The sequence below is a fragment of the Butyrivibrio sp. VCD2006 genome (assembly GCF_000423925.1).
Taxonomy (GTDB): domain Bacteria; phylum Bacillota; class Clostridia; order Lachnospirales; family Lachnospiraceae; genus Butyrivibrio.
This window is the reverse complement of the sequence record NZ_AUIX01000062.1, coordinates 1-7,747: the sequence shown is the minus strand read 5'-3', so window position 1 is coordinate 7,747 and position 7,747 is coordinate 1. Positions and strand designations below refer to the sequence as shown.

Annotated in this window: 8 protein-coding genes and 1 pseudogene; 4 read left to right on the top strand and 5 right to left on the bottom strand. The window is 40.3% G+C overall.

Annotated elements, in window-relative coordinates; genetic code table 11:
- A partial coding sequence (locus tag G586_RS23585) for an IS1634 family transposase (RefSeq protein ID WP_035773485.1) occupies positions 1-1,399 on the top strand: 1,399 nt, incomplete at its 5' end.
- A 638-nt stretch (positions 1,400-2,037) separates the two neighbouring features.
- Here the strand turns inward: G586_RS23585 and G586_RS0116800 are convergent.
- From G586_RS0116800 to G586_RS0116780, 5 genes are all read right to left on the bottom strand, one after another.
- Complete coding sequence (locus G586_RS0116800) at positions 2,038-3,189, bottom strand: GGDEF domain-containing protein (protein WP_242832048.1); 1,152 nt, start codon at positions 3,187-3,189, stop codon at positions 2,038-2,040.
- 36 nt (positions 3,190-3,225) lie between these two features.
- Positions 3,226-3,498 (bottom strand): hypothetical protein, encoded by a 273-nt coding sequence (locus G586_RS0116795; protein WP_026528636.1) that lies wholly within the window; start codon positions 3,496-3,498, stop codon positions 3,226-3,228.
- 4 nt (positions 3,499-3,502) lie between these two features.
- Positions 3,503-4,756, bottom strand: a complete 1,254-nt coding sequence (locus tag G586_RS0116790; RefSeq protein WP_026528635.1) for a hypothetical protein — start codon at positions 4,754-4,756, stop codon at positions 3,503-3,505.
- Positions 4,757-5,007: 251 nt separating this feature from the next.
- A complete protein-coding gene (locus G586_RS0116785; RefSeq protein ID WP_026528634.1) occupies positions 5,008-5,700 on the bottom strand; it encodes an LrgB family protein in 693 nt (230 codons plus the stop codon).
- A 1-nt stretch (position 5,701) separates the two neighbouring features.
- Positions 5,702-6,052, bottom strand: a complete 351-nt coding sequence (locus G586_RS0116780; RefSeq protein WP_026528633.1) for a CidA/LrgA family protein — start codon at positions 6,050-6,052, stop codon at positions 5,702-5,704.
- Positions 6,053-6,270: 218 nt separating this feature from the next.
- Between G586_RS0116780 and G586_RS0116775 the strand changes: the two genes are divergently transcribed.
- The 3 genes and pseudogenes from G586_RS0116775 to G586_RS0116765 all read left to right on the top strand — a co-directional run.
- Entirely contained in the window at positions 6,271-6,618 is a 348-nt protein-coding gene (locus G586_RS0116775; RefSeq protein WP_026528632.1) for a hypothetical protein, read from the top strand.
- Positions 6,615-7,445 (top strand): annotated as a pseudogene (locus G586_RS23580) (Y-family DNA polymerase); the annotation flags it as partial. The gene G586_RS0116775 and the pseudogene G586_RS23580, both read left to right, overlap by 4 nt.
- Positions 7,446-7,524: 79 nt before the next feature.
- Positions 7,525-7,747: MerR family DNA-binding transcriptional regulator (locus tag G586_RS0116765; RefSeq protein WP_242832047.1), on the top strand; the 223-nt coding region annotated here is incomplete at its 3' end.

The window sequence follows — 7,747 nt, the reverse complement described above, 5'->3', positions numbered from 1 at the left end:
AAAGAAAGAGAATTCTTTCGAGTATGATCTCGATAACATACTCTCAAGACTTATTTATGGAAGAGTACTCTTCCCCTCATCAAAGCTTTCCTGCTATGAGCAGTCTCAGAAACTCATTGAGGAGCCTCAGTTTGACCTCCACCAGGTTTATCGTGCCCTCACCACGCTTTCTGAAAACTCAGACATGATACAGGCAGAGCTTTACAAACGTTCTAAGAAACTTGTGAAAAGAAATACCGGTGTCCTCTTCTATGACTGCACGAACTACTTCTTTGAAATGGAGCATGAAGGTGGATTGAAGCAGTACGGTCCCAGCAAAGAACACCGTCCCAATCCCATAGTACAGATGGGATTGTTCATGGATAAGTCAGGGATACCTCTCGCGTTTTGCATCAATCCAGGAAATCAGAATGAACAGTTATCCTTAAAGCCTCTTGAGCTACAGATAATGCGTGACTTTGAGTTATCAAAGTTTATCGTATGTACCGATGCAGGGCTTTCTTCTGATGCAAACAGGAAATTCAACAATTATGGCGAACGAAACTTCATAACTACCCAGTCAATAAAAAAGCTTAAAGCAAATCTGAAGGACTGGTGTCTCGACCCAACAGGCTGGGAGCTTGAAGGTAGTAAGAAAAAACATGATATATCTGAGCTTGAGGACACTCCGGAAAACAGAAAGAAGATTTTCTATAAACAGAAACTGATTGAGGGCTATGACGAAGAACGTGACATCACCTTCGACCAGACCATTATTGTCACCTACTCTCTTAAGTACAAAGAATACCAGCAGACTGTAAGAAGCCGCCAGATAGAAAGAGCAAAAAAGCTCATCAAAAAGCCATCATCAGCTGACAAACGCTCACAGAATGATGCAAAGAGATTCATAAAGAAAACTCCATTTACAAACGATGGAGAGATTGCAAACAGGGCCATTTATGAACTTGATGAAGCAGCCATTGCTGATGAAGCAAGGTATGACGGGTTCTATGCAGTATGCACCAACCTAGATGACGATCCTGCCGATATAGCAAAGATAAACCATGACAGATGGGAAATCGAAGAGTCCTTCAGAATAATGAAATCTGAGTTCGAAGCAAGACCTGTATATCTGCAACGGGATGACAGGATCGAAGCTCACTTCCTAACCTGCTTCATAGCGCTTATGATCTATAGGATACTTGAAAAGAAACTCGGTGATAAATATACCTGTGAGGAGATAATAAAAACTCTAAGAGAAATGGATATGAGAAAAGTCGGAGAACACGGATATATACCAAGCTATACAAGAACACAGCTGACTGACTCTCTACACGAAAATGCAGGATTCAGGACTGACTATGAACTGATAACTCCTAAGTCAATGGCAGGAATAATCAGAAGAACTAAAGGGTTATGACAAATGGTCCGCTAGTCGGACACCCTTAGTTCATATCCGCTTGTCAAACAGTCCTCATGAGTCATATATCTGTCAAGGCCGTAGCCGCGCAGCGGTGCTTCGCAGCCTTGACAGATATATGGCTCATGATAAAAAGGTAATCAAGCGGATATGAACTCAGGCCTGGCATAGATGCCCGGCTGCAACGTAGATTCAGAGGCTTGCCGAAGGCAAGGCTTCCTTTTCTAACAAGTTTACGCAGCATTACGCTTTTCACGAGGCAAAAATAAAGCCGGAATCCTAGATGTATACTGGGATTGCGGCTTTTTAGGTGTCAAAGATGGGACTATAAGTATACATGTCCTGATGGTTGCATAAATTACCGAATATGCATGATTTTATGCATACTTCGTACTTGACAAAACCAGAGTATGGAGGTGTGGTTTCTTTGGGGCAGGGTTTGTGGTCTATTTTCAACAATCTGGGGACGGGGTCTTCGGTCCATTTTTGTTTTGGCTCTTTGCAAAAATAAAAGCCTTGGAAAAATCCAAGGCTCTACAAACAATAATATTAACTTAGATAAACTACAAATAACAATTAGAATATACCATTTATTTATAAATATGTAAAATTAAAGCATTTCCCGGATATTCATTCCCTCATTGTTGTTTCCGTTGTTCTTTCTCACGATACATAGCTTCATCTGCCCTCTCAATCAATCCCCTAAGAGAGTCTCCTTCTCTGAATACCGCCATTCCTATGCTAACTGAAAGTCCAAACGGAAGATCTTTTCTTGAAACCATTTCAACAAGGCTCCTATTTATCTGTTCCTTTATTTCATCACATACTCTCTCACTATCTGTGATCAAAAGAACCACAAACTCATCTCCTCCGTATCTTGCTATAACAGATTTTCCCACAATATCCTTGCAGCCAAGTCTAAGCGCATCAGCTATGGTTATAAGCGCAATATCCCCCTGTGTGTGACCATATGTATCATTTATATGTTTAAAATTGTTAGCATCCACAAGAAGGATGCCCAGCTTTTCAGCCTCGCCAAGGCTCTTGCTCCATTGCTTAAAAGATAATTCCAGTTGCTTCCTGTTGCTTATATTTGTAAGAGGGTCAACGGATATCAGCTGTTCCGTCCAATTAAGATACAGCACAAGAGTTGCAAGCGACATGGCAACACAGGCAACAGGAACCCGCGGATAGAAAAACTGAATTATACCGGAAATTCCTGGTGCTACAGGAAATAAAGCAAGCAATATCTGCGGCTTCCTGCTTAGTCGGTTGTCCTTCTTTAAGATATCAACAACAAGCCGCAGCCATACGATAAACGCATAAGAGTATGGAAGGATATAGTTCAGTATGAACAGTGATCCCCTATGGTAGCTCCCATCTGGTTCTACATAAAATAGGTATTTTCCAAATATGTTCCCAATAAGAAGAAGCCCGAAAATCCAGATTCCCAATGAGGATAACCGTACTTTCCTCCGTTCCCTGATAAACAAGGTTTCCCTCAGATACTCAAAGTAAAGAAACCACAAAAAACACATCATGGCGGTTGAGAAAAAGTAGATCGTCTTGCAGATAAGAAGTGCAGAATTTGACCCAGGGATTGTCCTACTTCCGATAAGAACACCCATGGTATCAGCCACAAAGAATACCATCTCTGAAATGATACCCATCATAAATGTTTTCTGTTCCACCATCCTAGATACGCCCTGAGTCCTGCGAAGGATAATCAAGACAAGCACGAGTGAGAACAGATTTATCTCAACGTATAGATTTACATATCCCGTTGTCATAACCAAAAGCTTTTACCTCTTTTTCTCTGTCATACCTCAGATATAAAGGATTTCCTTATATGCCCTGTAGTAGATCTCAAATCTTCCGTCCCGTGTCAGATAATTAAGATCCTCATACAGACTTCTGTCATCCTTTATTAGCCCTATTACAGAAGGGCTGTACCTGGTTCCGGCTCCCAGGGATAATTCTTCAAACACTTTGTCAAAATCCTTTCCTTCAGTATAATTTCGCCCCAGTATGTCAGTTGCAGCATCAATGCTATCTGCAATGGATATAAGATCAATGACCGGCTTGTAGGGGGATTTCATATTGTCAAAGATTTCGGGCTATCCGCATTGCGATTTCACTGACCATCAGGCTATGAATATAGGTCAGAGGCTGCCTGATTATAACCAGCTTAAGAAGAAGATCCTTTTTCTCGGCAGCATCCTCAATGAAAGGTGCATATTCCGAAAACCACTCGGCACACATCTCATCCACCAGTTCAGGCCATACCCCAAAAGGAATCCTTTTCTGGAACTCTGTGACCTTCTTGCAGAATCTGTCCATATACATCCTGCGTATGTCATGATCCACGTTCTTCCATTTAAATATGGAAAAAATAGTACAGCTGCAGTTATGATAGTTCATGATCTTTATCAATGATGTTTCCTCATCTTTTTTAAAGTCAACATCACCCATGTTATCAAGGTAGTCTATGATCTCCTCTATAAGGGGCTCATATTTTTCGCCTTTAATCAGACGGCATTTTATCTCTGCCCTGAAAAGCGAGCCCTCCTCATCCTGCTTTCCTTCCTTCTTCCATTTTTCCTTAATATATGGAACAGCAGAAGCAAACTCGATGGTAAAATCCAGTGGCATTTTCTCGACAAACTCTTCTGCAAAAAGTATGTCCGTCTCGATCTGCCCTATACAGGAAAGGAAATCTTCATCCTTGCCGTCAAGCTCCTGCACATAGTCCTCATTCCACAGATCCATTGCATCATAATAATACCTGAACATCCTGCTCTTATATTCTAAAGATGTCTGTCCTATGGGAGTTATCAGGTTATTATACGCGGTAAAGATGCACAACCTTGATGATGCATCCTTAATCTCTCTATAATGCTCCTTAAGGGCGATACATTTCTCATAATATAGCACTGCCTCATCAGCACCATTCTCCTTGTCAATCCTTCCGTAGAACTCGAAATACTCATACCCCAGCATTTTATACAGGTGGCAAAGCCTGTCATAATCCCTGCGCTCTTCATAAAACCTGATCGCAGGCTCAGATATATTTCTCATTACAAAAAGGTCATCATAGCCACCATCGTAAAAACCTTTCACAACCTCGAAGAGCTTATCCGCAATGCTTTCATTTATACCATCCTTAAGAAAGTGCCTTATATCCTTTATAAAACGGTTATTTTCTGAATAGATATCCCTTGTAATCCTTGCTCTCTCCACAAGGACATCTCTCCACTTGTTAAAGGTCATCTCTTCAAGAAGATGCTGGTTTGTCTCCCATATCTTCTGTCTGTTTGCTGAGTATTCATCGTAGAATCTGGATAATGTTTTTTCCATCTGCATTCTCCGGTCTTTGTTTCCTGGTTCACTTAGTATACAACAATTATCACCCACTTCTTTGGCAAATTCCATTAAATAACTCTTAAGTCTTTATATGAAAAAAGGCTCCGGCATTATACCAGAACCTTTAGTTGCTTTATCTAACTGTCTTATTCCTTAGTGAATTATACGAACAATAATAATATGAAATAAACTTCAAATAACAGTAAAAATATACCATTATTTGCATGTAATGTAAACAATTAAGCTCAGTACAGACCCGCAAAAACAGAAGCCAAAAGAACGGTAAAAATACCTGATACTGCAATAGCAAGACCGCTCATTGCACCCTCTACATCACCTATCTCGATTGCCTTCGCTGTTCCAATGGCATGGGAACTTGCACCAAAAGCCAGTCCTTTTGCAATGGGCTCATCAATATGTGCAGCCTTACATATAAATTCGCCAAACATGTTGCCAAGGACACCTGTTATGATGATGACCGCCACTGTAATGGTAACGTAGCCGCCCAATTCTTCAGATACGCCCATGCCAATAGCTGTTGTGATGGACTTTGGCAAAAGCGTCACATATTCTTCATGGGATAAGCCGCATAACACAGACAGTACTAAGACTGTTGCAAGACTTGTCACTGTTCCTGCAAACAGGCCCAATAGAACCGCCTTATAATTCTTCTTTAAAAGCTCGAACTGCTCATAAAGAGGAATAGCAAGACAAACAGTTGCAGGAGTAAGCAAATAGCTTAAATATTTAGCTCCCTCGTTATATACTTCATAATCCACTTTTCCTATCACTAAAGTCGCACAGGACAGGATAATGGCTATAAGCAACGGATTGAATATCCCAAGTTTGAACTTTTTCTTTAGGAATACTCCTATCATGTATGAAACAAGGCTTAATGTGACTCCTGCAAACAGGGAGTTTTGAAATAAAGCATTCATCTTATTTTTTCGTCCTTCTGATAATAATCTGTGATATCCAACCGGTAGAAAGCATTACAGTTATAATGGTCACAACCGTAATAATGCTAACTGGTATAAGGATCGGTTTAAGATTAACCCAGCTGGTAACAAGACCAACACCTGCTGGAATAAACATAACCGGCATTATCTCAATCAAAAATAATCCAGCATCTTTAACATCTGAATACTTTACCACTCCTGTGATCAGGGCTGTAAACAACAACGCCATTCCATATATACTTGCAGGGATTGGAAACGGTAATATGAGCTTTAAAAGCTCCCCCGTAAATGAAAACGCAAGTATTATCAAAAACTGTTTTATATACTTCATAAGATTATCCTCTACCCTTTAGTAGATAGTATTTTCTACCATACCTTTTTGCAAACATTGTGTATTCTACATCAGTGCTGTTTTAAAATTCAAGAATAATATCGCACAAAAAATTTAATAAAATGTTCGATTGAAACATATGTTCTGCTGGTGTATTATAATATCTACCCAACATATGTTCGGAACGTCAGTTCTTAAAATATCACGAGGATATGCTTATGGAAACAAATTATAAAATAATAGCTGTTGATTTTGATGGAACTCTTTGCTTTAGCAACTGGCCTGAGCTGGGTGATCCCAACTCATCACTTATTGAGTACCTGCTTAAGGAAAAAGCTGCTGGCAACAAACTGATCCTTTGGACATGCCGCGCCGGGAAGGCACTTTCAGATGCGACAAAATGGTGCAGCGAGCATGGGCTTTCTTTTGATGCAGTCAATGATAACCTTCCTGAAATCGTTGAACTGTATGGGAACAACAGCAGAAAAATAACCTGCGACCTGTACATAGATGATAGAAATGCATTTATTGATTCGTCAGGGAGACTTACAGGAGCTGCCTTATGAGATTTCCTCTTCCGAAACAGTTTCTTATTATCGATCTAAAAAGCTTTTATGCCAGCGTTGAGTGCGTAGACAGGGGACTTGATCCTATGACTGCACTCCTTGCTGTTGCTGACAAGGAAAGAAGCAAAGGAACCATCTGCCTTGCCATAACTCCTGCCATGAAAGCCTTAGGGATAAAAAACCGCTGCAGGATATATGAGATACCCAAACACCTTGACTGCATAATAGCCCCGCCCAGAATGAAGAGATACATAGATATCTCCGCTGACATCTATGGAATATACCTTAACTACGTTGCAAAGGAAGACATCCATGTTTATTCCATAGATGAGTCTTTCCTTGATGTTACAAACTACCTTGTCATGTACTCATTATCAGCGCACGAACTTGCCTTAAAAATAATGGGTGATATAAGGGACAAGCTTGGACTTAGGGCTACCTGCGGAATTGGTACAAACCTGTACCTGGCAAAGGTAGCCCTTGATATCCTGGCAAAGCACTCTCCTGACTTCATAGCAGAGCTGGATGAGGAATCCTTTAAAAGAAGGCTATGGACACACAGGCCCTTAACTGATTTCTGGAGGATTGGTCCCGGGACCCAAAGGAGACTTAATTCCCTTGGCATGTATACCTAGGGAGATATCGCTATTTTCCCTGAAAAGATGCTGTACAAGAATTTCGGTGTCCTAGCTGAATACATGATTGACCATGCATGGGGAAGGGAATCCTGTACCATGCAGGATATAAAGAATTACAGATCACGCTCAAAATCCCTGTCCTGCGGCCAGGTGCTCATGCGGGATTACAGTTTTGAGGAGAATAAATTAAGTGATCAATAATATTGTTAAATGTGATTAAATGTGTTTAAATATACTCAAAGGAGTATATAATATGAATACATCGAATATCACAAATTACAAACCAAAAGATTTTGCTGAATTATTAGGCGTTTCCGTCAAGACGTTACAACGTTGGGATAGAGAAGGCACTTTAAAAGCAAACCGAACTCTAACTGATAGGCGCTATTATACATACGACCAATATCTTCAATTTAAAGGCATAGATACTGTAAACGATGCTCGAAAAACAGTTATCTATGCCAGAGTGTCTACAAAAAATCAAAAAGATG

Coding starts and splice junctions, on each gene's coding strand:
- G586_RS0116775 (WP_026528632.1), top strand. CDS start 6,271: ATGGAAACAAATTATAAAATAATAGCTGTTGATTTTGATGGAACTCTT.
- G586_RS0116780 (WP_026528633.1), bottom strand. CDS start 6,052: ATGAAGTATATAAAACAGTTTTTGATAATACTTGCGTTTTCATTTACG.
- G586_RS0116785 (WP_026528634.1), bottom strand. CDS start 5,700: ATGAATGCTTTATTTCAAAACTCCCTGTTTGCAGGAGTCACATTAAGC.
- G586_RS0116790 (WP_026528635.1), bottom strand. CDS start 4,756: ATGGAAAAAACATTATCCAGATTCTACGATGAATACTCAGCAAACAGA.
- G586_RS0116795 (WP_026528636.1), bottom strand. CDS start 3,498: ATGAAATCCCCCTACAAGCCGGTCATTGATCTTATATCCATTGCAGAT.
- G586_RS0116800 (WP_242832048.1), bottom strand. CDS start 3,189: ATGACAACGGGATATGTAAATCTATACGTTGAGATAAATCTGTTCTCA.